We start from the raw sequence: 21,836 nt of genomic DNA, 5'->3' as shown, positions 1-21,836 counted from the left end.
GGGGGGAGAACGGGAGGCGGCCCGATGGCCGGCACCAGCGAGGTTCGTGGTCGGCAGTGCTCAGCCGGCTGGACGACGGCGACGGCGCTTGCCCCGCCACCACGGTTCACGACCGGGTTCCTCCTGCACCCGGGGTCGGAGGTCGGCCCGGTCGTCGATGTGCAGATCCATCTCCAGGACAGCCAGCAGGGCGGTGAAGGTCTCCCAGCTGGGTGCGTGGTCGCCGCGCAGCACCGCCTGCAAGTTGGCCAAGCTCACGCCGGCCCGCCGGGCGAGTTCGTCAGGCGGCATCTGCTCGAGCTCCTGCACGCGGCCGATCGCGTTGGTCAGGTCCTGAAGCCAGACCAGCGCAAAGCGGACCCGCTCGTCGGGGATGGTCTGCTTGTCGAAGGTCTTGCGTCCCCAGGGCTGGTCGGCCGGACCATGCGCCTTCGGCGGCTTGGCGCCGAACGGGTCTCCGGTGACCGGGTAGCTCCGTGGGGGCACATCCGGCACAACGGCGACGCTAGGAACCGCAACCTGGCCACTGCTACTGCACGCAAGGCGTTACGAGAGCACACTTGCCACTACTGCGGCACATGTGTGCACCGAGGCACTGCAGCGCGACTGCGCCGCCTGCTGGCTGCGCACCGTGCCGCCGCATGGCTCCCTACAACCTCCTGCCGACCGGCTGCAGCAGCCTCTACCGACAGCTCCGCTCTCACACCCACGCCGCGGCGCACCACCTACTGCCTGCCGCGACGACCGACGTGCTGCACCGGCTGCGCACCGGACTCGACACCGCCGAGGACGGCGACGAACTCGCCGAGGTGTGCGTCCGCGCGGCCGGCCGGGCCGGCATCGACACCCGTGAGGAGCAGCGCGTCCTCGCGGCGGCGTTGCTCACGCACCTCACCGGCACGCCCGCGGCGACGGGAAGGGTGAGCCGGTGCGCCAGCTGCCCCGCTCGAGTGCACCCCGCCCGCTGGCCGGTCGTCACCCGGTGCTGCACGCACCCGGCCGGGGTCCGGACGGTGGCCCAGTGAGCCCCTCGCCGACGCAGGTCGCCGCGTTGCTGGTCGCCGCCGCGGCTGCCGCCGACGTCATCGAGCACCACCCGTCCGCCGGCCCGCGGAGCACGGCGATGGAGCTCATCGCGGCCGCAGCCGAGCACGCCGCGGTCTGCGACGTCCGCCGGCTGGACCGGCGCCTGGGCGTGTACGCCGCCAGTCACGCGAACACCTATCTGCGCACCTTCGCCGACCGCACCCGCGTCAGCGTGCTGCGCGACATCCCGTCGCTGGGCCTGTCCCGCCCGGTTGCCGCCGTGCAGCGGGCGCTGCTCGCCGGAGTGCCCGGCGCCATCGACGGCGTGCACCCGCTGGACCTGCGGCTGCTGTACGCGACTCCGGCCGGTGTGGTCATCGACCAGCTGACCCAGCCCAACACCGCCCGCTCGGTCGGCGTGGACGGGTTCGCCCGCGCCGCGGTCGCCGCACACCTGGCCCTCGGCGGGCAGCTGCCCTCCTTCGCCGGGGTGCGACTGCTGGCCTTCCGCGTCCCGCGGGCCAGCCGCCACTACCGCACCGCCACCGACTGGCACCTGCTCGGCCAGTGCGCCGCCTGCAGCAGCCCGAGGTCGGCCCGATGAGCACCACAACGACCCGGCGGCGGGACTCCGGCGCGAAGGTCATCCCGCTGCACCGCGCCCGGCACACCGCCGCACCCAAGCGCGGCTACGTCCGGCTGTCAGACGAGCAGCGGGTCCGCACGACCCGCGAGCTGGTCGCGCTCAAGGTCGCCGGCCGGCTCGACGCGGCGGCCTACGCCGCCATCAGCGCCCGCACCGGCGCGTCCAAGCGGACGCTGGAGGGGCTGCTCGCTGCCGCGCTGCGCAACGCCGCCGCCGGCGGCGAGCCACTGCCCGACCCGCGCACCGCGCGCACTTCGAAGCTCGACATCAGCGACGAGGTGCTGCTGTGCCACGTCGGCCGCGACCTCACCAACGCGCACATGCTGGCCATCGCGCAGGGCCTCATCCCGCCGTGCCACCGCACCACCTACCGCGACGCGGTGCTCAAGGAGCTCAGTGCCAACGAGCTCAACGGCCTGCGCCTGGGCCAGCGGGTCCTGCCGCAGCAGTGGGTGTACCTCGACCGCCGGGAGAACCCGCTGATGGACCAGTTCACCATCGACCTGTTCTTCCCCCGGGTGCGCACCACACTGGCCGACGGCACCACCGCCGTGCCGGTGTGGGTGTCGGTGCGCGAGCGCTCCCGGGGCCTGCTGCTGGCGTGGGGGCTGTTCCACCGCACCCCGCGCGACGACTTCGACGTCGAGGGCGACCCGGCGTCCGGGCCGACCGCGGCCACCGTGCTGGCGCTGCTCGGCGAGGCCATCCGCGGCTGGACCCGCGACGGGGTGTTCTGCGGCGGCCTGCCGCGGGCCCTGCGCTGCGACCGGGAGGCGCTGTTCCTCACCGAGGAGCTGCGCACCCTGCTGATGACCCTGGGCATCGAGGTCGACCCGACCAACTCCTACTCCTCCTGGGAGAACGGCGCGCACGAGCGAATGCACCAGGTCATCCGCCGCGAGGCGCTGCAGGGGCTGCCGGCCTCCAACGAGGGCCCGCGCACCCGCTCGGGCAAGCTGCGCTTCGCCGAGGCCACCATGTCCTTCGACGAGCTGGCCGCGCGGCTGGACCGCTGGGCGCTGTCCTACAACTTCGAGCGGGCCAACCCCGCTGTCGGCGGGCTGACGCCCTTCGCCAGCTGGTGCGAGCGCATCGACGCCGGCGACACCGTCGAGCGCGCCAGCAACCGCGAGCTCGCCGCCCTGAGCCTGCCGACCGGCAAGACCGCGACCAAGCAGCGGAACGGCATCACCGTGCCCGGCGGCGGCCTCACCTACTCCGGCCCGGCGCTGGTCGGCGTGCGCAACGGCACCGTCTTCGCGCTCGGCACGTGGGTCGGCGACGACAGGCACCTGGAAATCTTCGACCCGACCACCGGCGCCTACGTCGCCACGCTTGAGCGCACGAGCGACATGTCCGGCGCCACCGAGGGCGCCATCATGCGCACGCGCGCCCGGCAGCGGGAGACGGTGGAGACCATCCTCGCCGAGGCCGCGCGCCGCCACCGCATCGAGCACGGCGCCACCCCGGCTCGGCCGACCCCGGCCGACGAGCTCACGCCCGCCGACGACGCCGACGAGCTGGGCGCCGACTGCGCCGCCGAGGGTGGCGCCGCGGCGGACGACCGCCACGAGGCACCGGCCGTGGGGCGGCACGCCGTCCCCGCCAACGCCGCCCCCGACGCGCCCGAGGAGGCCGTCGGCCAGGCCGAGTCGTCGCCGTCGCTCAGCATCGCGCCGCAGAGCAGCGCGTCGGGCGTTTCCTTCGCCGCCCGCCTCGCCGCCGCGGAAGCGCACCAGCGCGCCGCGGCACCCCAGACCGCCGCTGACGCCCCGTAGGAGACCGTGATGCCCCGCCTGCACCTGCCGCCGTTCCACCCGGTGACCACCCGCGGTGACCTGCCCGCGCACGCCACAGAGTTCCTGCCCGACGGGGCCGACATCGTCTTCACGCCCGAGCTGGTCGAACTGCTCGCCGGCGCGCCAGTGGCGCTGCGCAACCGGCGGCTGGTCGTCGTCGACGGACAGCCCGGGTGCGGGAAGTCCACCGCGCTGGCCGTGCTGGCAGCAGCCAGCCCCATCCGCACCGCCGTGTTCACCGTGCCGACGAACCGGTCCGGGCACGGCCGGCAGTTCATGGAACGGGCGCACAGCGCGGTCGCCGGCCGACCGGTGCGCAACCTCAGCCAGCGCGAGCACGAGAACGCCCTAGGGGAGCTGCTGGCTGAGGAGCCGATGCTGCTGTTCATCGACGAGGCACAGAACGCGCCACTGGAGGTACTGCGCAACCTGCGCACCCTGCTCGAGGCACCCGGCGCCCAGTTCGCAGTGGCTCTGTTCGGCACCGGCGTGCGGGCCAACATCGCCCGCGAGCCGATGCTGCACACCTGGCGGGGGTTCACCAAGTGCCTCGAGCCGCTGCTCACACCTCACCAGGTGATGACCGCCCCCGCGGGCCGGGCCGCCGACCTCGCCCGCCGCTCGCAGCTGCTACCCACCCTGGCCGGGCTGCACCCGCGGCTGGCCACCACGCCGGCGCGGCTGCTCATCGAGGCCAACCGGGTGCACGCCCACGGGCTGCTCCGGCAGTGGACGCTGCTGCTGGAGTGGCTGCTCGACCTGCACCCGGGCGCCGGCCCGTTCACCCGCGAGGACCTCATCGCAGCCATCACGGCCATCGACAACGACCCGCCGGCGTTCGCTGCATAACCATGACCAACCTGCACCCGGCCGGCCCGCTCCCGGCCCATCAGCCGCCGGTGGTGGTCGTCGCCCCCGATCTCGAGCGCGACCCGTCGACCTTCGGCGACCTCACCACCAAGCTCGCCGACCACCCCAACTACCTGCCAGTACGGGTCCGCTACGGCGCCCGCCGGCCCCGACTGGCCGACCTGGCCGCCGACATCCTCGACGGCCTCGGGCGGGTCGGGACCCAGGCGGTCATCCGCCGCACACAGTCGGCGGACCTGACCCAGCTGGTGCCGTTCCTGCTCACCGACTCCACCGACACGCTGGTGGTCATGGACGCCGGCTGGCTTGGCGTCGACGGCGTCGAGGACCTCATCGCCATCGCCGCGGTCGCCGACCACCAACTGTGGCTGGTCCTCGGGGAGACGCCCTCGCCGGAGCTCGCCGACCTTCTGCGGGAGCACTGCGACCCTTGGCTCTCCCTCGCCGAGGCCTCTCGGCAGTGGTGGGCCAGGCCGCCTGCCAGCAAGAACGCCGCCCGGCTGCGCAAGCCGGTGCTCAGCGGCCGCACCAGCAGCGACACCGCACGGCGCACCGTCGTGGAGGTCCTCGCCGGCCTCAGCGGAGCGCACCGCCGGGCCGTCGAGGACGTCTACACCCGCGCCACGGTGCAGCCGGCCATCACCGCCCTGCACGCCGTCGGCCTGAACGACGAGCGCTTCCTGCGCTGCCTGCGGGTGCGCGAGCTGACCACCGACGGCGCCGAGCTGCACCTGCGCGACCGCACCATCTCCGTCCCGGCACCCCTGCGCCGGGCTCTTGTCCGCCAGCGACTGCACGCAGGCGTCATCGGCCAGCGCCCTGGTGACCAGCTGCTCAGCTTCGACGGCTCGGTCGCCAGCCCGTCGGCTCTGGCCTGGTACTGACGCCGGCCGACGCGCCGCACTCGACGGCACGGCAGCGAGGACGACGCTGGTGGTCAGCTCCGTCGAAGCGCCCTGGCCAGTTGAGCCTTACCGGATGCGGGCGGCTTGCGGTCATCCACCGGCCACGCCTCACCCGGTCGCAACGACAACACATCACTGCAGTCGCCTCTGTGACACCGAGGCCAACCGTTGCTGATAGCGGTCAGGGACGTCATCGGCCGTTCGAGATGTCCGTGTCCAGCCGTAGCGTGCCCGACGTGAACCGAACCGAAGGCGAGCGCCTCGCGGCGCTGGATGCGTTCCTGGCTGAGTACGAAGCCGCGCACGGGGAGATCACCGCCAGTGAGATGGATTCGGCCGCAAAGCGGGCGCGGGTGTCCGCCGACAGGCAGGCCCGCCACGCTGCCGAACTCACGGCCTCGCCCCAGCGGTCGAGCGCTGACCGTGGCAGGAGGTCCTGACGATGGTGGACATCCGCTGTGATGTGCAGCAGGGCGACGAGCGCGGCTACGTCTGGACGCTCCTCGACGAGGCTCACGATCCGAGCGTCATCGTTCCCGGAGCCATCGTGATCACCGGCAACGAAGAAGAGCCGGTGTTCGCCCAGGTCATCGACATCGTCGGGTACGGAGCCACGCGCAGGGTCCACCTCCACATCGCACCCGGCACCCCGGACCTGTACCTGCGCGCTGCTGCTCGTGCCCACCTCATCGCGACGGACCCGCTGGACGCGTCTATCTCCGAAGCGGCCCGCACCATCCGCTTCGGAGAGGTCCTCGCCGCGCGCGGCGTGACCACGGTCGCCCTCGACGAGCACGGCAAGCTGAGGCGCTACCCGCCGAACGGCACCACCAGCGGCACCACCAGCCCGCTCCAGTAGCGCAGCCGGGCACGCCTCGACCTCCAGGCCGCTCCGTGCGGCGGTGGGTGGGAGGCCGTAGCGGCCGCCCGTGGCGCTGCGGACGGGCCGTTGACTGCCTCGAGCCACGACCTTGTGCCGACCACCGGGCAACCGGACGGTGTTATGGACGTGACACCCCATAACCGGCCACATCCGCTCCTCGCGGCCGCAATCTCACGCACGGGCAGCCGCAATTCCACACTCGCGGGCGCAGACCGGCGCTCACGGAGATTGCGGCGAAGCTCATCAGGTGCGCAAACGTGACGCTCGCCGACAACGACTGCGGGCGAACGTCACCTCCCGGCCGGCGGGTCCGGCCCGCCGGAGCCGGTCGGCTCGGCCCGCACTCCACGCACCGGTCTTCCCTGGGGGAGCACCGCGGTGCACTATCTGCGTATGAGCGCAGATAACCAGGCTTGTCGCCGGTCCCTGCCGGACGACCAGGTCGATCTCGCCGTCGAGGTGTTCCGCATGCTCGCCGACGGCACCCGGATCCGGATCCTGTGGGCGCTCATCGGCCGGGAGTCATCGGTGAACGAGCTGGCCGCCGAGGTCGGCAAGCTGCCGGCGGCCGTCTCCCAGCACCTGGCCAAGCTGCGCATCTCCCGCCTCGTCGCCACCCGTCGCGAGGGGACCACGGTGTTCTACCGGCTGGAGAACCAGCACGTCGCCCAGCTGGTCACCGACGCGGTCCACAACGCCGAGCACTCCGGGCCCGGGGTGCCGGGGCACCACCTGGCCGACGCCGAACTCGTCCGCCTGCACGGGAACGAGGAGCGGGCCTGACATGAGCCACGACCACGACCACGACCACCAGCAGCAGCACGAGCACGAGCACGAGCACGGACTGCGGGGGTGGCTCACCGGTCTGGTCCACCCGCACAGCCACGATGCGGCCGACTCGGTCGACCCGGCCCTGGAGTCCTCCGCGCAGGGCATCCGGGCGGTGAAGATCAGCCTGGTCGCGCTGGCCGTCACCGCCGTCCTGCAGTTGCTGGTCGTGCTGGTGAGCGGGTCGGTCGCCCTCCTCGCCGACACGGTGCACAACTTCTCCGACGCGCTCACGGCGGTCCCGCTCTGGATCGCCTTCGTCGTCGGCCGGCGCGCGGCCGACCGCCGCTACACCTACGGCTACGGGCGGGCGGAGGACCTCGCCGGGCTCTTCATCGTCGCGATGATCGCGCTCTCGGCCGTGGTCGCCGGTGTCGAGGCGGTCCGCCGCCTGATCGACCCGGCTCCGGTCCAGCACCTGGGCTGGGTGGCGCTGGCCGGGTTCGTCGGCTTCCTCGGCAACGAGCTGGTCGCGGTCTACCGCATCCGCGTCGGCCGGCAGATCGGCTCGGCGGCTCTGGTCGCCGACGGCCTGCACGCCCGCACCGACGGGCTCACGTCCCTGGCCGTGCTGGCCGGCGCCGCCGGTGTGGCGGCCGGTTTCCCACTGGCCGACCCGATCGTCGGGCTGGCCATCACCGTGGCGATCGTGCTCGTCCTCCGCACCGCCGTCCGGGACGTCTGGCGCCGCCTGATGGACGCCGTCGATCCCGACCTGGTGGAGCTCGCCGAGCGGTCCCTCGCGGGCACGCCGGGGGTCGTCGGGGTCGGTGCGGTCCGGATGCGCTGGATCGGCCACGCACTGCACGCCGAGGCAGACCTGGACATCGACGGTGGCCTCAGCATCTCCGCGGCGCACGACCTGGCCCACGACGCGGAGCACCGGCTCGTCCACGACGTCCCGCGGCTGCGCACCGTGGTGGTCCACGCCTATCCGGCCACCCGGCACGAGGTCGTGCGTTCCTGATCGGACGTGGAGATGCACCGTGGTTGCATCTCGGCGTGCCAACCCCGCCCCCGCCGGCCGCGGACCAGCGGGACGGCGTGCCGTTCGGCGCAGCCGTGCGCACCTGGTTCCTCATCTCGCTGCAGACCTTCGGCGGCCCGGCCGGCCAGATCGCGGTGATGCAGCGCGCGCTCGTCGAGGAGAAGCGGTGGATCGGGCAGCGCCGTTTCCTGCACGCGCTGAACTACTGCACCCTGCTGCCGGGCCCCGAGGCCCAGCAACTGGCCACCTACATCGGCTGGCTGCTGCACGGCACCCGCGGCGGACTGGTCGCCGGCGGGCTCTTCGTCCTCCCCGGCGTCGTCGCGCTCCTGGCACTGTCGGCCGTCTACGTGCAGTTCGGCACCACGACCGGCGTCACCGCCGTGTTCACGGGGCTCGCGGCGGCGGTGCTCGCCATCGTCGCGCAGGCCGTGATCCGGGTCGGGAAGAAGGCGCTCGACAGCCGCGCGCTCGTCGCGCTGGCGGTCGCGTCCTTCGTCGCGCTCGCCGTGTTCGGGGTGCCCTTCCCGCTCGTCGTCGGCGTGGCCGGCCTCGCCGGCTGGGCCCTGGGACGCTGGCGACCCTCCGCGCTGCCGGGCCCGACGGCCGCCGACGGGCCGGACGCCGGCCCGGCGCCGGTGATCTCCGACGACGTCCTGCACCACGAGGCGCCGTCTGCCCGTCGCAGCCTGCGGGTGCTCCTCGTCGGGCTGCTGGTCTGGGGAGTCCCCCTGACGGCGGTCGCGCTGCTGACCGGGGGCGGGAGCGTCTTCACCGAGCAGGGGCTCTTCTTCTCCGGCGCGGCCGTGGTCACCTTCGGCGGCGCCTACGCGGTGCTGGCCTACGTCGCGCAGCAGGCGGTCGAGGTCTACGGCTGGCTGGCCCCGCGCGAGATGGTCCGGGGGCTGGCGCTGGCCGAGACCACGCCCGGTCCGCTGATCATGGTGGTCCAGTTCGTCGCGTTCCTCGGTGCCTACCGCGACCCCGGCGACCTCGACCCCTGGGTGGCCGCGGTGCTGGCCTCGCTGCTGGTCACCTGGGTCACGTTCGTGCCGAGCTTCCTGTTCGTGCTGCTCGGCGCCCCGTACATGGAGCGGCTGCGCGGCAACCGGTCGCTGTCGGCGGCGCTCACCGGCATCACCGCCGCGATCGTCGGGGTGATCGCCAACCTCGGCGTCTACTTCGCCGTCCACACGCTGTTCGACCGGACCGTGGCCCTGGACGACGGGCCTCTGGCGCTCGAGCTGCCCGACCTCGGCACCCTGCGGCTCGTGCCCCTGGCCATCGCCCTCGTCGCGGCGGTGCTGCTGTTCCGGCTGAGGTGGTCGGTGCTGCGCACCCTCGGCGTCTGCGCGCTGCTCGGCCTCGCCGCCGGCCTGGCCGGGTTGCCGCTGGCCTGACGCGGGTGCGCAGTACGGTCGCGCCGTGGCGCAGCGGTGGCTGGACGAGGACCAGCAGCGGACCTGGCGCGCCTGGCTGTCGGTCTCCGAGCTGCTGCCCCGCGCGCTGGACGCCCAGCTGCAGCGCGACGCCGGCCTCAGCCACGCCGCCTACGTGGTGCTGGCGATGCTCTCCGAGGCGCCCGGCCGCAGCCGGCGGATGAGCGACCTGGCGCGCCGGTCCAACCAGTCGCAGAGCCGGCTCTCCCACACCGTCACCCGGCTCGAGGACCGGGGCTGGGTGCGCCGCGAACGCGCCAGCGAGGACGGTCGCGGCAACCTCGCCGTCCTCACCGACGCGGGCTGGGACGTCGTCCGGACGCTGGCGCCCGGTCACGTCGACGCCGTCCGCGAGGCGCTGTTCGAGCCGCTGACCGCGGAGCAGACCCGTGTGCTCGGCGACGCGCTCCAGGCGGTCCTCGACCGGCTGGACCCCGACCACAGCCAGCGCCTGCAGGAGGGCGACCAGCCGACCTGAGGCCCGGCCCTCAGCGGCCGAGGTGGCGGTACCGGTGCAGTCGCGTGCGGAAGCGCTCGGTGTCGTCGCGGCCGAGCAGACCGGCCAGTTCCTCGCCCAGCACCCGGCCCAGGCGCAGGCAGAAGTCGGTCGGTTCGTCGGCGGCGTCGGGCCGCTCGGGGACGACGCGGTCGACGATCCCCGCCCGCCACAGGTCGGTGGCCCGCACGCCCTGCGCCGCGGCCATCTCGCCGGCGTGGTCGGTGTCGCGGTGCACGATCGCCGAGGCGCCCTCGGGTGGCAGCGGCCCGAGCCAGCCGTTGGCCGCGGCGAGCACCCGGTCGGCCGGCACCAGCGCCAGCGCGCCCCCGCCGGTGCCCTGACCGAGCAGCACCGCCAGCGTCGGTGCCTGCAGCATCACCAGGTCCTGCAGGCACCGGGCGATCTCCCCGGCCAGCCCGCCCTCCTCGGCCTCGCGGGACAGCGCCGCGCCCGGGGTGTCGATGAGCGTCACCAGCGGCAGCCGCAGCTCCTGGGCCAGGTGCATGCCGCGCCGCGCCTCGCGCAGCGCGGCCGGGCCCAGCGGCGCCGCCAACGACTGGCCGCGCCGGTCCTGGCCCAGCACGACGCAGGGCGCCCCGCCGAACCGGGCCAGCGCCAGCAGCAGGCCGGGGTCCTTCTCGCCGGCCCCGGTGCCGGACAGCCCGACGACGTCGGTGGCCGCGGTGCGCAGCAGCCGTCGCACGCCGGGGCGGTCCTCGCGCCGGGAGGCGGTCACGACGTCCCACGCCGAGCGCCCGTCTCCGTCATCGGACCCGCCCGCCCCGTCGGCGTCGGTCCCGTCCTCGGCCGTGGGCCGGTCGGCCGAGGCGACGTCGACGTGCCACGTCTGCCGGGCGGCCAGCACCCGCAGCGCCCGGTCGGCCACCTCGGCGATCTCGTCGTGGGGGACGACGGCGTCGATGAGGCCGTGCTCGGCCATGTTCTCGGCGGTCTGCACGCCCTCGGGGAACGGCTCGCCGTACAGCGCCTCGAACACCCGCGGGCCGAGGAAGCCGATCGAGGCCGCGGGCTCGGCGATGGTCACGTGCCCGAGCGAGCCCCACGACGCGAGCACGCCGCCGAAGGTGGGGTTGCGCAGGTAGACCAGGTAGGGGAGCCCGGCCTGCTTGTGGCGGGCGATCGCCGCGGTGATGCCGATCATCTGGAGGAAGGCGACGGTGCCCTCCTGCATGCGGGTGCCGCCGGACACCGGCGCGGCCAGCAGCGGCAGCCCCTCGTCGGTCGCCCGCTCGACCGCGGCGATCAGCCGGTCGGCGGCCGCCACGCCGATCGAACCCGCCAGGAAGCCGAACTCCCCGGCGACGACGGCGACGCGCCGCCCGCGGAGCAGCCCCTCGCCGGTGATGATCGACTCGTCCTGCCGGGTCCTCTCCGCGGCGCGGGCCAGGTCGCGGGCGTACTCCTCGCTCACCTCGCGGGGCGGGATCGGCGAGTCCCAGGACCGCCACGACCCCGGATCGAGCACCAGGTCGCGCAGCGCGCGGGCGTCCAGCCGCGAGGGCCGGTCGGGGGCGGCGGTCACGGGAGCTCCATTCCATGGGGGAGGTGCGGGGTGCCGATGATCTCCCAGCCGCCGGACGGCGTGACGACCGCGGTCACCCGGTGGTCGTGCGCCTCCCCGGGCACCGCGTCGAGCAGTTCGTCGTCGAACACCACCGCCACGACGACGGCGTCCGGGCGGGCGTGGGCCAGTGCCCGGTCGTAGTAGCCCCCGCCCCGGCCGAGCCGCACCCCGTCGCGGGACACCGCCAGGGCCGGGACGACGACGACCTCGGCCGTCCCGATCGTCTCCGGCCCCAGCCGCGGGCCGGCCGGCTCGAGCAGGCCGAACCGCCCGGGCACCAGCCGGCCGTCGGCGACCGCCCACGCCAGTTCCCGGCCCTGCGCCGGCACCACGGGCAGCAGGACGCGCGCGCCCGACCCGGCGAGCGCCGCCGGGAGCCGGCCGTGCCCGGGCTCGGTCTCGTCCGGCACGTGCGCGGCCACGGTGCCGGCCCCGCCGAGCCCCCCGAGGAGCGCCGCGGCGACCGCGGCGGCCGCTTCCGCCCGGGCGGCCGGCGGACGGGCGAGGCGCGCCGCCAGGTGTCGGGCGCGGAGCGCCGCCTTCGCGGCGACCGGATCTCCACCGACCAGATCTCCACCGGGGGCCATGCCGGGAGGCTAGCTAGGCTGCCGGGATGTCGACCTCGGGCGCCCGACCTGCACGCAAGGCCGTCATCCCCGTCGCGGGGATGGGCACACGCTTCCTGCCGGCGACCAAGGCCGTGCCCAAGGAACTGCTGCCGGTGGTCGACCGGCCGGCGCTGCAGTACATCGTCGAGGAGGCGGCCCGGGCCGGCCTGCCCGAGGTGCTCATGGTGACCGGCCGGAACAAGGGCGCCATCGAGGACTTCTTCGACAGCACCCCCGAGCTGGAGACGGCGCTGGAGAAGAAGGGCGACGCGGCCCGCCTCGACGCCGTCCGCTCCTCCACCGACATCGCCCAGGTGCACTTCGTCCGGCAGGGCGAGGCCAAGGGCCTGGGGCACGCCGTCCTGCAGGCCGCGGCGTTCGTCGGGGACGAGCCGTTCGCCGTCCTGCTCGGCGACGACCTCATCGACGCCCGCGACCACCTGCTCGAGCAGATGCTCGCCGTGCAGGCCGAGCACGGCGGCTCGGTCATCGCGCTGCTCGACGTCGGCATGGAGAACATCGACAAGTACGGCGCGGTCGCCGTCGAGCCGGGCGGGCAGCCGGCACTGGACGGCGACGAGGTCGTGACCGTCACCGGCCTGGTCGAGAAGCCACCGGTCGACGAAGCCCCCAGCAGCCTGGCGATCATCGGCCGCTACGTGCTGAGCCCGCAGATCTTCGACGTGCTGCGCGAGACCGAGCCCGGCCGCGGCGGGGAGATCCAGCTGACCGACGCGCTGGCCACCCTCGTGGCGCGCGGGGAGCCCGTCCACGGCGTCGTCTTCAGCGGCCGCCGCTACGACACCGGCGACAAGCTGGACTACCTCAAGGCGGTCATCCGGCTGGCCGCCGAGCGCGACGATCTCGGCCCCGCGCTGCGCACCTGGCTGCACGAGTTCGTCAGCGAGCTGCCCGCCGAGGGCGCGTCGCCGGCCTGACCGGGCCCGACAGGGGGCACCATCGGGCGGCGGGGTACCGCGCCGGCCCCCGATCGGGGCCCGCGGCGCCGCGCGGGCCGGTGCCGCCGAACGGCGGACGGCACGGCGGAACGGTGGTGGTGTGGGCATGATCGGCAGCGAAGACGGCAACGGCGGGGTGGACCGGGGGTACCGGGACACCCAGTTCGTCGACGGTCCGGTACGCCCGCCGGCCACCGGCGACGTCCCCCCGCTGCCGACCCCGCGGTCCGTCGTCGAGGGCCCGATCCCGCTCCCTCCCGCCGAGTCCGTGCCGCTGTCGGTGATCTGCACCGTGGAGCGGCACCTCGACGAGATCCTCGCCAGCGTTCCGCAGCCCGACCCCATCGAGCTCGCCGTCCTCGACGCCCAGGGCCTGCTCTGCGCCGAGGAGGTCGTCAGCCAGCGCGCGCTGCCCGCCTTCGACCAGGCCGCGCTCGACGGCTACGCCGTCCGCGCCGAGGACGTCGCCGGTGCGCGGCTGTCCGCTCCGGTGCCCCTGGCCGTCGTGGGGGAGAGCGTCGCCGGTGCGGGCACCCCGGCCTCCATCGGCCCCGGGCTGGCCTTCCGGGTGTCGGCCGGCGCGATGCTGCCCGTGGGCGCCGACGTCGTCGTCCCCGGGGTGTGGACCGACCAGGGCCGGGTCCGCGTCGAGGTGCTGGCCGGCCCGCCGGCCGGCGGCTACGTGCGCCGGACCGGGGACGACGTCGCGCCCGGCGATCCCGCCGTCCAGGTGGGGACGCCGATCGGCCCCGCGCAGATCAGCCTGCTGGCCGCCGTCGGCCGGGAGCGCGTGCTGGTCCGCCCGCGGCCGCGGATCGCCGTCCTCTGCGCCGGCACCGAGCTCGTGGACGTCGGCACGACGCCGGCCCCGGGGCAGGTCGTCGACGTCAACAGCTACGCCCTCGCCGCGGCCGCCCGCGACGCCGGGGCCGAGGCCTACCGCTCCGGCATCCTGCCGACCGACCGCCGCCGGCTGACCGAGGTGCTCGAGAGCCAGCTGCTGCGCAGCGACCTCGTGCTCATCGCCGGCACCTTCGCCCCCGGCGGGCTGGACATGGTGCAGGAGGTGCTCGCCGAGCTCGGGGAGATGCAGTTCCGTCAGGTGACGATGCACCCCGGGCCGGTGCAGGGCTTCGGTCGGCTGGGCCGGGACCGGGTGCCGGTCATCTGCGTCCCGGGCGAGCCGGTGGCCGCGCTGGTCGCCTTCGAGGTCTTCGTGCGTCCCGCGATCCGGCTCATGCTGGGCAAGCGCCAGCTGTTCCGCCGCACGGTGCAGGCGGTCGCGGGCCAGGCCCTGGCCTCACCGCTGGGCTACCGCCAGTACCTGCACGGCACGGTCATGCGCCACCCCGACGGCGGCTACGTCGTCGAACCGGTGGGCGACGGCACCGACGCGCTCCTGGCGCGGATGGCGCGGGCCAACTGCCTCATCGTGGTCGACGAGGACGTCACCGACGTCGCCGCCGGCGGGCTGGTCACGGTCATGCCCCTGCTGCTCGGCGGCTGAGCTGGAGCCCGTCCCGCACCCCGGCTGGCCCGCGCGGCTGGGCTGGGGCCCCGTCGAGCTGCACCCGCTGCGCCGCAGGGACGCGGGGGAATGGAGCCGGCTGCGGTCGGCGAACGAGGACTGGCTGCGACCCTGGGAACCCACGTCGACCCAGCCCTGGGCGGTGCGGCACAGCCCGGCCGCCTACCGCGTGATGCGGCGGGCGCTGGCGCGGCGGGCGCGGGCCGGCATCAGCGTGCCCTTCGCCGTCCGGGTCGAGGGCCGGCTGGCCGGCCAGGTCACCGTCGACAACGTCGTGCGCGGCGCGCTGCGCTCGGGCTGGCTCGGCTACTGGGTCGACCGCGAGGTGGCCGGGCGCGGCATGGCCTCGCTCGCCGTCGCGCTCGTCTGCGACCACGCCTTCACGGAGATGGGGCTGCACCGGCTGCAGGCCGACATCCGCCCGGAGAACGGGCCCAGCCAGCGGCTGGTCGAGCGCCTCGGCTTCACGCGGGAGGGCCTGCTGCGCCGCTACCTCGACATCGACGGGGAGTGGCGGGACCACCTGGCGTACGCGCTGCTCGCCGAGGACCTGCCCGGTGGCGCGCTCGCGCGCTGGCGCGAGCACGCGGGTCGATGACCGGTCCGTTAGCACGGGGCCGGAGAGGTCACCGGCTCTCCGGTGTCGACACGCCGACCGCTGGTCACACCAGTCACACGACTCATCGGCGACACGCCGCGCGCCTCCCTCGTTCGGAGGACCCGTCTGCATAACCTCGCCCTCGCGAGTGACTCATGTGACAGGTGGTGTTCGAAATGGGATCAGGCGTGCTGCTGGCAGCTCTGGTCGTCCTCTGGTTCGTCGTGCTGGTGCCCATGGTGGTGACCCGCGGCGACGCACAGGACGGCCGGACCGAGCGTGCCGACTCCGGGCGGACGCTGCAGCGGCGCCGGACGGCGAACAACGTCGTCCACGCGGAGACCGAGCGGGTGTCGATCGACCGCGAGGCGCTGCTCACCACCGGTGAGCTGAAGGTCGACGTGCACGCGCTGCGCCGTCGCACCCTCGGCGGTCTGGTCGCGCTCGCTCTCGTCGGCCTGGTCGGCGCCGTGGTCTACAGCCCCTGGCTGTGGATCGCGCAGCTGGTCCTCGACCTCGCGGTCGTCGGGTACGTGCTGGTGCTGCGCAAGGTCGCCCGCCGCGAGCGGCTCGCCGCCCGCCGGGCAGCCCGGACCGCCGCCCGTGCGGCGATGCGCACCACCGCGCAGCCCGCGCCGGTCGCCGCGCCCGCTCCGCGCACCGCACCCGAGGTGCACGAGACCGTCGCCGGGGAGGCCCTGCCGAGCCTGCCGCACCCCAGCGTCCCGCTCGCGCCGGTCGCCCAGTTCCGCGGCCGCGTGGTCGCCGCCCGCACGCCCGCTCCGGCCGGCTGGCAGAACAGCGCCGTCGTCGGGCTCGACGACGACGACCTCGGTTTCGCCGACATCGACGAGTACCAGCCGCGCCGCGTGGCGAACGCCTGACGGCTCGCCGGCGCCGCCCCCGGTGGTGGCGCCGGAGGGGCAGGACGGTAAGCTGGCCACTCGTAGGGGGCTGTGGCGCAGTCCGGTAGCGCACCTCGTTCGCATCGAGGGGGTCAGGGGTTCAACTCCCCTCAGCTCCACCCCAGTACGCCATGAACGCCGTCGGGCATCAGCCCGGCGGCGTTCGTGCGTTCAGCGGGCGTTCCGGAAGTCGGGCGCGCGCTTCTCGACGAACGCCCGCACCCCCTCGCGTCCCTCCGGGTCGGAGGCGGACTCGGCGATCAGTTGCGCCTCGTCGTCCAGCTGCTCCTCGAGGGTGCGGGTGGCCGCCTGCCGCACCAGCGCCCGGGTGCGGACCATGGTGCGGATCGGGCCGGCCGCGATCCGGGTCGCCAGCTGCTCCGCGGTCGCTTGCAGGTCCTCGTCCTCGACGAGGCGGGCCACCAGCCCGGTCAGGTGCGCTTCGGCGGCGGTGAGCGAGCCGTTGCTGAGCAGCAGGTCCAGGGCGCGGGGCGCGCCGAGTGCGCGGCTCAGCGCCCACGACGTCCCGCCGTCCGGGGTGAAGCCGATGGCCCCGTAGGCGGGCCGGATCTTCGTCGTCCGCGCGCAGACGACGAGGTCGCAGGCGCCGATGAGCCCGACGCCGGCCCCGGCGACGGCACCCTGGACACCCGCGACGACCGGCACGGGGCAGGAGAGCAGCGCGCGGATGACCTGGTGCCAGTCGGAGGCGAGCCGGCCGACGAAGTCGCCGGGGTTGCTCGCTCCGGCGAAGGAGCCGATGTCGCCGCCCACGCAGAACCGCGGGCCGTTGGCCAGCAGCAGCACCACCCGCGACTGTTCCGGCCGGGCGGCGAGGGCGGCCGCCAGGTCGGCGGCGAGTGCGGGCGTGACGGGGTTGCCCGTCTCCGGCCGGTCCAGGGTGATCCGCCAGACGTCGCCGTCGGCAGCGGTCAGCACGGTGGGGCGGTCGGGCGCGTCGGTCATCGTCGTCCTCTCCCGGGGGTGGCCACCGTCACCGTAGGCGGGCGCGGCGGCCGGTGTCTCAGGAGCGGGCGCGACGAGCGGGGCTCAGAACCACGACGGGAACCACATCCGCCGCAGCCACTCCGCGTTGCTGAGCGGCTCCCCGGTGAGGACCGGCAGGAAGAAGACGAACGTGACCGCCACGAAGGCCACGTACAGGCAGACGACCGCCAGCCCGACGGTGCGCCGGGGCCCCCGCGCGCGCGGGCCGAGCACGTCCTGGAGCAGCAGGGTCACCCCCAGGACGAGGAAGGGCACGACCGGCGCCAGGTAGAAGATGAACATCGTCCGGTCGGTGTTGACCAGCCAGGTCAGCCAGCCCGCGGCGATCGCCGTGCCGACGATCCCGGCAGCCGGGTCGCGCCGGGCCGCCCAGCGCCAGACGAGCCAGACCATCGCCGGGACGAAGAGGAACCACAGCGTCGGGGTGCCGACCATCAGGATGTAGCGCACCACCGGCTCGCCGGCGTCGTCGGTCAGCCCCTGCGGGTTCCACAGCAGGATCGGGCGACCGTTCACCACCCACGACCAGGGGCCCGACTCCCACGGGTGCGGCGTCGACAGGCCGCCGTGGAAGCGGAGCCACTCGGCGTGCTGGTGCCACAGCGAGCGCAGCGCGTCCGGGACGAACGGGAACGCGGTGTCGGGGTTCTGCTGCGCCCACGCCTTGCCCTGCGAGGTCTCGCCGAGGAACCACCCCGTGAAGCTGGCCAGGTAGGTGAGCACCGGCACCGCGGCCAGCGCCCACAGCGCCCCGGGCAGGCCGTACCGGGCGGCCGCACGCGTGGGCCGCGCAGCGCCGGCGTCCCGCCAGGACGCGCGATCCCAGAGCAGCGACGCGACGGCGAAGAACGCCAGGAACCAGACGCCGCTCCACTTCACCGCGCAGGCGCAGCCGAAGAGGAAGCCGGCCGCGATCCGCCAGCCGCGGGGGCCCAGCCGGAAGCCGTCGGTGGCCCGGTCCCCGGCGTCGCGGATGCGGGCCCGCACCCGGTCGCGGTCGACCACCAGGCAGGCCACGGCCGCGACCACGAAGGTCTGCAGGAAGACGTCGAGCAGTCCGGTGCGCGACAGGACGAAGGAGAAGCCGTCCAGCGCCAGCAGCAGTCCGGCGACCAGCCCGAGGAGCGTCGAGCCGGTCAGCCGCCGCGTCAGCCGGACGAGGACGACGACGGCGATCGTGCCCGCCACCGCGCCCGGGAACCGCCAGCCGAACGAGTCGTTGCCGAAGAGCGCCTCGCCCGTCGCGATCAGCCATTTCCCGAGCGGCGGATGGACGATGAAGGTGTAGCCGCGGTTGTACTCGTGGCCCCAGCGGAGCAGTTCCGCGGCCTCCGGCGGGTAGTAGGCCTCGTCGAAGATCAGCTGGCCGGGATAGCTGATGCCCACGAGCCGGCTGGTCAGCGTCAGCGCCCCGAGCACGGCGGTGAGCAGCCAGGACAGCCTCGTGTCGCGGGGCAGGGGAGGGGTGCGGTCGCGTCGCGGGCGGGGCGCCGTCGGCCGGCCGGCGGGGGCCGGAGGAGGCGGGGCCGGCTCCTGCTCCGCCCGCTCGGGTGCCGTCACCGCCATGCGGGTCAGGGTAGGTGGACCGGCTCCCCTGCCCGCCGTGACAGGCTGCATCGGTGACTGGACGGCTGGTGCTGGGTGGAGCGCCCCTGGGACAGCCCGGCGACGTCGGCCCGCGGCTGCGTGCGGTGATGGAGACCGCCGACGTCCTCGCCGTCGAGGACACCCGCCGCCTCCACCGGCTCGCCTCCGACCTCGGGGTCACCTTCACCGGCCGCGTGGTCACGTTCCACGAGTCGGTGGAGCAGCAGCGGCTGCCGGGCCTGCTGAGCGCCCTGGTCGACGGCGCGACCGTGCTGCTGCTCACCGACGCCGGCATGCCCTCGGTGTCCGACCCCGGCTACACGCTGGTGCGCGCTGCCATCGACGCCGGGATCCTCGTCACCTCGGTGCCGGGCCCCTCCGCGGTGACCACGGCGCTGGCGGTCTCCGGACTGCCGGTCGACCGGTTCTGCTTCGAGGGGTTCCTGCCGCGCAAGGCGGGGGAGCGGCGGTCGCGGTTCGCGGCGCTGGCCGACGAGCAGCGCACGATGGTGTTCTTCGAGTCGCCGCACCGCCTCGCCGACGCCCTGACCGACGCCGCCGCCGTCCTCGGGGACGACCGCGCCGCCGCGGTGTGCCGCGAGCTGACCAAGACCTACGAGGAGATCCGCCGCGGCTCCCTGGCCGAGCTCGCCGCGTGGGCCGCCGAGGGGGTCAAGGGCGAGATCACGCTGGTGGTGGGTGGCGCTCCCGAGCGGGCGGTGCAGCTCACGCCGGCCGAGCTCGCCGCGGAGGTGGCTGCCGAGGAGGCGTCCGGCGCGACCCGCAAGGACGCGATCCGCGCCGTCGTCGAGCGCACCGGCATGCCGCGCCGGGTCGTCTACGACGCCGTCGTCGCCGCCAAGGGCTCCTGACCCGGCGCGAGTGCGCACGAGACGTGGTCCGACCCGCGCCAGGACCACCATGACCGCGCACTCGTCGAGCCCTGTGGACAGCGCCCCGGGTCGCCACGCTCCGTCGGGCAGCGTGACCCCGTGCGTCCGCCACTCGTCCCCGCCGCGTTGGAGCGGCACGCCTTCCGCGGGACGGAGGCCGTCCGCGCCGGGACGCTGACCGCGAACCAGCTCCGCGGACGGGCGTGGCGGCGTCTCTACCCGGACGTCTACCTCCATCGCGACGTCCCCGTCACCCACCTCGTGCGCGTGCGGGCGGCGACCCTGCTCCTGCCAGCATCCGTCGTCACGGGGAGGAGCGCCGCAGCGGTGTGGGGCGTCGACCTCGCGGCTGCGGAGGACGACGTCGAGGTCACCGTGCCTCCAGGCACTCATCAGCGCCGTGTCCCGGGCCTGGTCGTCCGTCGGGCGGTCGTGCCGGACCAGCACCGGTGGCGCCGGCTCGGACTGCCCGTCACCACGGCCGGCGCCACCGCGGTGCGCCTCGCGAGCATGCTGCCGCCCGTCGAGGCAGTGGTCGCCGTCGACCGGATGATCGCGACGGGAGCGACCGACCTCGCGGAGGTGCGGGCCATCGCGGCCGCCGGCAGGGGCCGGGGGTGCGCACGTGCGCGGACGGCGTGTGCGCGGGCGGACGGTCTCGCCGAGTCCCCGCCGGAGACCCGCGTGCGCCTGCTCCTCGAGGACAGCTCGCTGCCACGCTCCGTCGCGCAGCACACCATCACGGTGGGCGGGTTCTTCGTGGCGCGGGTGGACTTCGCCTGGCCGGAGCGGAAGGTCGCGCTCGAATACGACGGGTCGTGGCATGCGGAGCCCGGTCAGTTCGCGAAGGACCGGCGCCGCCTCAACCGGTTGCGGGAGGCGGGCTGGGTGGTCGTGTTCGTGACCGCCGAGGACCTCCGACGCCCCGGAGCCCTCGTCGACCGGGTCGCCCGGGCACTGGGTGCGCGCTGAGCGTGGTCACGGCTCCGCGAGAACGACGCGGAGCGCGCACTCGGTGCGGGTCAGAGCCAGCCGTTGCGCTTGAAGCCGCGGTACAGGAGGAGGCAGGCGGCGAGGATCACCAGCAGCACGACCGGGTAGCCGTGTCTCGCGCCCAGCTCCGGCATGTGCTCGAAGTTCATCCCGTAGATCCCGGCGATCGCGGTGGGGACGGCGATGATGCCGGCCCACGCCGAGATCTTGCGCATGTCCTCGTTGTCGGCCATCGAGGTGCGGGCCAGTGACGCCTGCAGGATCGAGGTGAGCAGCTCGTCGAGCCCGGCGACCTGGTCGCGCACCCGGATCGCGTGGTCGAGCACGTCGCGGAAGTAGGAGCGCATCGCCTCCGGGACGACGTCGATCTGCCGCTCGGTCAGCTTCTGCAGCGGCACCTCCAGCGGGAAGACCGCCCGCCGCAGCGCCATCAGCTCGCGCTTCAGCTGGTACAGCCGGCCGATGTCGTCGGTGCGCGACGGGCTGAAGACGGAGGCCTCGAGCTCGTCGACGTCGTCCTCCACGTCCCCCGCGACGTCGACGAAGGCGTCCACGACGTGGTCGGCGACGGCGTACAGGACCGCGGCGGGGCCCAGGCGCAGCAGCTCGCGCTGCTCCTCGAGCCGGTGCCGCAGCTCGCTGAGCTCGCCGTGGTCCCCGTGGCGCACGGTGATCACGTAGTCGGTCCCGACGAAGACCATCACCTCGCCGGTCTCGACCACCTCGCTGGTCGCGGTCAGCTCCTCGTGCGCCACGTAGGTCGCCGTCTTCAGCACCATGAACAGCCCGTCGTCGTAGCGCTCGAGCTTGGGCCGCTGGTGGGCGAAGACGGCGTCCTCGACGGCCAGCGGGTGCAGGCCGTAGTGCCCGGCCAGCGCCCCGAGCTCGTCCTCCGCCGGCTCGTACAGCCCGAGCCACACGAAGCCGCCGCTCTCCCGGGCGGTCCGGAGCGCCTCCTCCGGCTCGACCAGGTCCTGGCGCAGGCCGTCGACGTAGACGGCGCAGTCGACGACGGCGGGCGTCCCGTCGCGGCGGGTCGACATCCGCGGCTCCCGGCCGGCCGTGCGGGGACGGGGGCCGGGCGGGCCGTCCGGCGCGACGGGGGGTGCGGCGGCGCGGTCGGGCAGCGGCGGGGTCGAGGGCGTGGACGACGTGTCGGCGCTGCTCATCGGGCATCTCCTCGGGGCCGGGCGTCAGCAGCGTAGGCATGCCCGCGCCCGGTCGTGGACACCGTCGGCTGAACCCGCTCACCCGTCCGGGTGGACCCGCGCTCAGGGTCCTTCAGCCGG

23 protein-coding genes and 1 tRNA gene are annotated in these 21,836 nt (G+C 74.6%); 18 read left to right on the top strand and 6 right to left on the bottom strand.

The genetic code is table 11. The features are described 5' to 3' along the window. Positions 1 to 60: 60 nt before the first annotated feature. Positions 61 to 495 (bottom strand): helix-turn-helix domain-containing protein, encoded by a 435-nt coding sequence (locus CRP29_RS03265; RefSeq protein WP_141437036.1) that lies wholly within the window; start codon positions 493 to 495, stop codon positions 61 to 63. A gap of 146 nt (positions 496 to 641) precedes the next feature. Here CRP29_RS03265 and CRP29_RS03260 point away from each other — a divergent pair, with 146 nt between their 5' ends. The 11 genes from CRP29_RS03260 to CRP29_RS03210 all read left to right on the top strand — a co-directional run bounded on the left by CRP29_RS03260 (position 642) and on the right by CRP29_RS03210 (position 9,862). After that, positions 642 to 1,025, top strand: coding sequence for a hypothetical protein (locus CRP29_RS03260; RefSeq protein WP_097193588.1), 384 nt, complete (start codon positions 642 to 644; stop codon positions 1,023 to 1,025). Continuing rightward, a complete protein-coding gene (locus tag CRP29_RS03255; protein WP_097193587.1) occupies positions 1,022 to 1,630 on the top strand; it encodes a hypothetical protein in 609 nt (202 codons plus the stop codon). Before CRP29_RS03260 ends, CRP29_RS03255 begins: the two co-directional genes overlap by 4 nt. Then, positions 1,627 to 3,450: a DDE-type integrase/transposase/recombinase gene (locus CRP29_RS03250; protein WP_141437035.1), complete on the top strand. Its 1,824-nt coding sequence runs from the start codon at positions 1,627 to 1,629 to the stop codon at positions 3,448 to 3,450. The genes CRP29_RS03255 and CRP29_RS03250 overlap by 4 nt, the downstream gene beginning before the upstream one ends. Positions 3,451 to 3,459: 9 nt before the next feature. Continuing rightward, a complete protein-coding gene (locus CRP29_RS03245; RefSeq protein ID WP_097193585.1) occupies positions 3,460 to 4,320 on the top strand; it encodes an ATP-binding protein in 861 nt (286 codons plus the stop codon). 2 nt (positions 4,321 to 4,322) lie between these two features. Next, entirely contained in the window at positions 4,323 to 5,225 is a 903-nt protein-coding gene (locus CRP29_RS03240) for a hypothetical protein (RefSeq protein WP_097193584.1), read from the top strand. A 257-nt stretch (positions 5,226 to 5,482) separates the two neighbouring features. Continuing rightward, the gene (locus CRP29_RS03235; protein ID WP_141437034.1) at positions 5,483 to 5,686 is read left to right on the top strand and encodes a hypothetical protein; all 204 of its coding nucleotides are present in this window, start codon (positions 5,483 to 5,485) and stop codon (positions 5,684 to 5,686) included. A gap of 2 nt (positions 5,687 to 5,688) precedes the next feature. Next, on the top strand, positions 5,689 to 6,105 hold the full coding sequence (locus CRP29_RS03230; protein WP_097193582.1) for a hypothetical protein: 417 nt from the start codon (positions 5,689 to 5,691) through the stop codon (positions 6,103 to 6,105). Positions 6,106 to 6,522: 417 nt separating this feature from the next. Continuing rightward, positions 6,523 to 6,912, top strand: a complete 390-nt coding sequence (locus CRP29_RS03225; RefSeq protein WP_097193581.1) for an ArsR/SmtB family transcription factor — start codon at positions 6,523 to 6,525, stop codon at positions 6,910 to 6,912. Position 6,913: 1 nt separating this feature from the next. Then, positions 6,914 to 7,924 carry a cation diffusion facilitator family transporter gene (locus CRP29_RS03220; RefSeq protein WP_097193580.1) on the top strand — a complete coding sequence of 337 codons (1,011 nt, stop codon included), beginning with the start codon at positions 6,914 to 6,916 and terminating at the stop codon, positions 7,922 to 7,924. A 35-nt stretch (positions 7,925 to 7,959) separates the two neighbouring features. Next, complete coding sequence (chrA, locus tag CRP29_RS03215) at positions 7,960 to 9,345, top strand: chromate efflux transporter (RefSeq protein WP_097193579.1); 1,386 nt, start codon at positions 7,960 to 7,962, stop codon at positions 9,343 to 9,345. 25 nt (positions 9,346 to 9,370) lie between these two features. Continuing rightward, positions 9,371 to 9,862, top strand: coding sequence for a MarR family winged helix-turn-helix transcriptional regulator (locus tag CRP29_RS03210; RefSeq protein WP_097193578.1), 492 nt, complete (start codon positions 9,371 to 9,373; stop codon positions 9,860 to 9,862). A gap of 10 nt (positions 9,863 to 9,872) precedes the next feature. Here CRP29_RS03210 and CRP29_RS03205 read toward each other — a convergent pair whose 3' ends face one another. Together CRP29_RS03205 and CRP29_RS03200 are read right to left on the bottom strand one after the other, a co-directional pair. Next, positions 9,873 to 11,426 carry a carboxyl transferase domain-containing protein gene (locus CRP29_RS03205; protein WP_097193577.1) on the bottom strand — a complete coding sequence of 518 codons (1,554 nt, stop codon included), beginning with the start codon at positions 11,424 to 11,426 and terminating at the stop codon, positions 9,873 to 9,875. Beyond that, positions 11,423 to 12,055, bottom strand: a complete 633-nt coding sequence (locus tag CRP29_RS03200; protein WP_097193576.1) for a 5-formyltetrahydrofolate cyclo-ligase — start codon at positions 12,053 to 12,055, stop codon at positions 11,423 to 11,425. Before CRP29_RS03200 ends, CRP29_RS03205 begins: the two co-directional genes overlap by 4 nt. Before the next feature lie 26 nt (positions 12,056 to 12,081). Here CRP29_RS03200 and galU point away from each other — a divergent pair, with 26 nt between their 5' ends. The 5 genes from galU (at position 12,082) to CRP29_RS03175 (ending at position 16,185) form a co-directional block, all read left to right on the top strand. Then, positions 12,082 to 13,014 carry a UTP--glucose-1-phosphate uridylyltransferase GalU gene (galU, locus tag CRP29_RS03195; protein ID WP_097193575.1) on the top strand — a complete coding sequence of 311 codons (933 nt, stop codon included), beginning with the start codon at positions 12,082 to 12,084 and terminating at the stop codon, positions 13,012 to 13,014. 127 nt (positions 13,015 to 13,141) lie between these two features. Beyond that, positions 13,142 to 14,542 carry a molybdotransferase-like divisome protein Glp gene (gene glp, locus CRP29_RS03190; protein WP_097194070.1) on the top strand — a complete coding sequence of 467 codons (1,401 nt, stop codon included), beginning with the start codon at positions 13,142 to 13,144 and terminating at the stop codon, positions 14,540 to 14,542. Between the two features lies 1 nt (position 14,543). Beyond that, on the top strand, positions 14,544 to 15,161 hold the full coding sequence (locus CRP29_RS03185) for a GNAT family N-acetyltransferase (protein WP_097193574.1): 618 nt from the start codon (positions 14,544 to 14,546) through the stop codon (positions 15,159 to 15,161). A gap of 188 nt (positions 15,162 to 15,349) precedes the next feature. Beyond that, on the top strand, positions 15,350 to 16,045 hold the full coding sequence (locus tag CRP29_RS03180; protein WP_245852363.1) for a hypothetical protein: 696 nt from the start codon (positions 15,350 to 15,352) through the stop codon (positions 16,043 to 16,045). Between the two features lie 66 nt (positions 16,046 to 16,111). Next, positions 16,112 to 16,185: transfer RNA gene (locus tag CRP29_RS03175), tRNA-Ala, on the top strand. A gap of 52 nt (positions 16,186 to 16,237) precedes the next feature. On the opposite strand, the gene CRP29_RS03170 is transcribed toward CRP29_RS03175, so the two are convergent. Both CRP29_RS03170 and CRP29_RS03165 read right to left on the bottom strand, forming a co-directional pair. Then, positions 16,238 to 17,032, bottom strand: coding sequence for an enoyl-CoA hydratase/isomerase family protein (locus CRP29_RS03170; RefSeq protein WP_097193572.1), 795 nt, complete (start codon positions 17,030 to 17,032; stop codon positions 16,238 to 16,240). An 84-nt stretch (positions 17,033 to 17,116) separates the two neighbouring features. Continuing rightward, positions 17,117 to 18,640, bottom strand: coding sequence for a dolichyl-phosphate-mannose--protein mannosyltransferase (locus tag CRP29_RS03165; RefSeq protein ID WP_097193571.1), 1,524 nt, complete (start codon positions 18,638 to 18,640; stop codon positions 17,117 to 17,119). A 53-nt stretch (positions 18,641 to 18,693) separates the two neighbouring features. Here CRP29_RS03165 and rsmI point away from each other — a divergent pair, with 53 nt between their 5' ends. Continuing rightward, positions 18,694 to 19,533 carry a 16S rRNA (cytidine(1402)-2'-O)-methyltransferase gene (rsmI, locus tag CRP29_RS03160; RefSeq protein WP_097193570.1) on the top strand — a complete coding sequence of 280 codons (840 nt, stop codon included), beginning with the start codon at positions 18,694 to 18,696 and terminating at the stop codon, positions 19,531 to 19,533. 120 nt (positions 19,534 to 19,653) lie between these two features. After that, entirely contained in the window at positions 19,654 to 20,526 is an 873-nt protein-coding gene (locus CRP29_RS03155; protein ID WP_097193569.1) for an endonuclease domain-containing protein, read from the top strand. 50 nt (positions 20,527 to 20,576) lie between these two features. Here CRP29_RS03155 and corA read toward each other — a convergent pair whose 3' ends face one another. Beyond that, positions 20,577 to 21,716 (bottom strand): magnesium/cobalt transporter CorA, encoded by a 1,140-nt coding sequence (gene corA, locus CRP29_RS03150; protein ID WP_097193568.1) that lies wholly within the window; start codon positions 21,714 to 21,716, stop codon positions 20,577 to 20,579. Between the last annotated feature and the right edge of the window lie 120 nt (positions 21,717 to 21,836).

Source organism: Blastococcus aggregatus (assembly GCF_900221005.1).
Lineage (GTDB): Bacteria > Actinomycetota > Actinomycetes > Mycobacteriales > Geodermatophilaceae > Blastococcus > Blastococcus aggregatus.
The sequence above is the reverse complement of the archived record's forward strand: the minus strand, read 5'-3'. Positions and strand labels throughout refer to the sequence as shown.

Excerpts from the sequence above, each read along its gene's own strand:
- CRP29_RS03240 (WP_097193584.1), top strand. The coding sequence starts at position 4,323 with ATGACCAACCTGCACCCGGCCGGCCCGCTCCCGGCCCATCAGCCGCCG.
- CRP29_RS03170 (WP_097193572.1), bottom strand. The coding sequence starts at position 17,032 with ATGACCGACGCGCCCGACCGCCCCACCGTGCTGACCGCTGCCGACGGC.
- glp (WP_097194070.1), top strand. The coding sequence starts at position 13,142 with ATGATCGGCAGCGAAGACGGCAACGGCGGGGTGGACCGGGGGTACCGG.
- CRP29_RS03245 (WP_097193585.1), top strand. The coding sequence starts at position 3,460 with ATGCCCCGCCTGCACCTGCCGCCGTTCCACCCGGTGACCACCCGCGGT.
- CRP29_RS03230 (WP_097193582.1), top strand. The coding sequence starts at position 5,689 with ATGGTGGACATCCGCTGTGATGTGCAGCAGGGCGACGAGCGCGGCTAC.
- CRP29_RS03260 (WP_097193588.1), top strand. The coding sequence starts at position 642 with ATGGCTCCCTACAACCTCCTGCCGACCGGCTGCAGCAGCCTCTACCGA.
- CRP29_RS03165 (WP_097193571.1), bottom strand. The coding sequence starts at position 18,640 with ATGGCGGTGACGGCACCCGAGCGGGCGGAGCAGGAGCCGGCCCCGCCT.
- CRP29_RS03225 (WP_097193581.1), top strand. The coding sequence starts at position 6,523 with ATGAGCGCAGATAACCAGGCTTGTCGCCGGTCCCTGCCGGACGACCAG.
- CRP29_RS03200 (WP_097193576.1), bottom strand. The coding sequence starts at position 12,055 with ATGGCCCCCGGTGGAGATCTGGTCGGTGGAGATCCGGTCGCCGCGAAG.
- CRP29_RS03220 (WP_097193580.1), top strand. The coding sequence starts at position 6,914 with ATGAGCCACGACCACGACCACGACCACCAGCAGCAGCACGAGCACGAG.
- galU (WP_097193575.1), top strand. The coding sequence starts at position 12,082 with ATGTCGACCTCGGGCGCCCGACCTGCACGCAAGGCCGTCATCCCCGTC.
- corA (WP_097193568.1), bottom strand. The coding sequence starts at position 21,716 with ATGAGCAGCGCCGACACGTCGTCCACGCCCTCGACCCCGCCGCTGCCC.
- CRP29_RS03250 (WP_141437035.1), top strand. The coding sequence starts at position 1,627 with ATGAGCACCACAACGACCCGGCGGCGGGACTCCGGCGCGAAGGTCATC.